The sequence below is a fragment of the Actinomycetota bacterium genome (assembly GCA_014360645.1).
Classification (GTDB): domain Bacteria; phylum Actinomycetota; class Geothermincolia; order Geothermincolales; family RBG-13-55-18; genus Solincola_B.
The window spans coordinates 1-2,037 of sequence record JACIXD010000031.1 but is presented as its reverse complement, the minus strand read 5'-3'; the positions used below and the strand labels follow the sequence as shown (position 1 = coordinate 2,037).

General features: G+C 68.0%; 2 protein-coding genes. Both read right to left on the bottom strand.

The window, feature by feature from the left end:
- Positions 1–1,400 (bottom strand): flagellar hook-associated protein FlgK (gene flgK / locus H5T74_14620; protein ID MBC7231608.1); only part of this gene is annotated, 1,400 nt, incomplete at its 3' end.
- Positions 1,401–1,414: 14 nt separating this feature from the next.
- Positions 1,415–1,918 (bottom strand): hypothetical protein, encoded by a 504-nt coding sequence (locus H5T74_14615; protein MBC7231607.1) that lies wholly within the window; start codon positions 1,916–1,918, stop codon positions 1,415–1,417.
- Between the last annotated feature and the right edge of the window lie 119 nt (positions 1,919–2,037).

The following is a 2,037-nucleotide window of genomic DNA, read 5'->3' as shown; positions in this document are numbered from 1 at the left end:
ATGCCCATGCCGTTGATGATGGTGTTGAGGGCGTCGTCCATCACCGTGATGGCCCGCGCCGCCGCCTGGAAGGCCCGCTGCGCCTCCTGCAGGCGCACCATCTCCTCGTCTATGTATACGCCGGACACCGCCTCCCTCCAGTTCTCTATCTGGTTGAGCAGCACCTCGGTGTTCTTCACATCGTTTTCCATGGCCTGCACGTCTATCCCCACGCGCGCCACCACGCTGCGGTAGTAGTCCTCGAAGGTATAGGCGCCCGCGATGGTCTTCTCCCGCCGCAGCAGGGCGATGGCGCGCGCGTTCTCGGCGTCGCCCTCGCCGCTGCCCGCCGAGGCCGCGATCCCCTTGGGCTGCGCGGCGATGGCGGGGTTTACCGCCATGTCGGAAATGGAGGTGCCGGTGAAGAAGGCCTCGAAGGCGGTGCCGGCCACGGGGTTTCCGTCCAGGTCGTAACCCGCGGCATGCCGGGCGTTGACCTCGTCGATGATGGCGGTAGCCAGGGCGTCGAGGTCCGCCGCCAGGCGGGGGATATAGGAGTCGCGCATCTGGAGCATGGAGGCCAGCTTGCCGCCGCCTATGGCCAAGGGCTGGGCATCGCTCTTCCAGACCAAGAGGTGGTGCCCGGTGGAGGTGGTCTCCGCCGTGATCTCGTTGTATGTGTCTCCCATAACCAGGGCGCGGTTGCCGATGAACAGGCTCGCCCTGCCTCCATCCTCAAGCCTTACCCTCACGTCGGCATAGGACCTCAGTTCGGTGATCAGCCGTTCCCTCTCGTCGACGAGGTCGTTGGCGTTCATGCCCGCCGCGCTGGCGCGCGCGATCCTGGCGTTGAGGGAGGCCACCGCCGCGCCCATGCGGTTGACGGCCGCTGCGCTCTGCTCGATCTCGTAATCCAGGTTCTCGCGGGTGCTCTCCAGCTGCCGCGCCAGGCGGTTGAAGATGCCGGCCAGGGAGTCCGCCTCGTAGATGAGACTCTGCCGTACCGCCAAGCTGTCTGGGTTCAGGGTCAGCTCTTCCCAGGCGTTCCAGAAGGCCGCCATGGCCGCTCCCAGTCCTTCCTCCCCCGGCTCCCCGAAGATGCCCTCCACCTGGGAGACGGTCTGGTAAGCCTGCCTCTTCTCCGCCAGCACCCCCGACTGCTCCCTCAACTGGGCGTCGATGAAGAGATCGGCCACGCGCGTGATCTCCCGCGCCTCCACCCCCGTGCCCTTCATCAGCGCTCCCACCGGCCCGGCCAGCCCGGGCATGGTATGGGGTACCCCGGGAGTCAGCAGCACCCGCTGGCGCGTATATCCCGGGGTGGAGGCGTTGGCAACGTTGTGCCCGGTGGTCTCCATCGCCTGGCGCTGCGCGCGCAGCCCCGAGAGGGCTATCTGCAGGCCGAAGAAGGTCGAGCTCAATCCCCCCTCCTCTCTCACACCGAAAAACTCACACGGCGGGGGCCGCCTCCGTCGGTCACCGCGGCGCCGTCGCCGCCGTAGATGACCCAACCTCCGGTGATGTTCATCAGCCACGAGGTGAACCGCTCCAGCTCCACCGCCAGGGCGCTCAGCAGGGATACGTTGGCCGCCTGCTCCACCGCCAGCGCCCGCGCCATCTCCGCGAACCTCTCCATCTTCTCGGAGAGGTCCGTGCCGTAGTCGGAATCCATCCTCGCCATGCGCTCCAGGAAGCTCTCCGCGCCCGCCGCGCCGGGGGGACTTCCCGTCTCCGCGCTCGCCAGCAGCTCCCTCCCCGCGGCCTTCGTCTCTTCCGCCATGCGCGCGGTCTCCGCCGCCAGGTCGGTCACCCGCACCGCGTCTCCCGCCTCCGCCGCCTCGCGCATGCGCCGCGACAGCAGCAGCGCCTCCCCCACGCAGGCGAGAAGTTGGTCGGCGGCCAGGCAGAGCCTCCTTCCGGCGATGTCCATGGGAAGCATCAAGCGCCTCCTTCCTCCCTCACCTCGCCTTCCCGCTTGCGGATGGTGGTCAGGGAATGCATGCGCTCCCTGCTTTCCATGCGCTCGCGCAACTCCCTCTTCCCATCCGCCGCGATCTC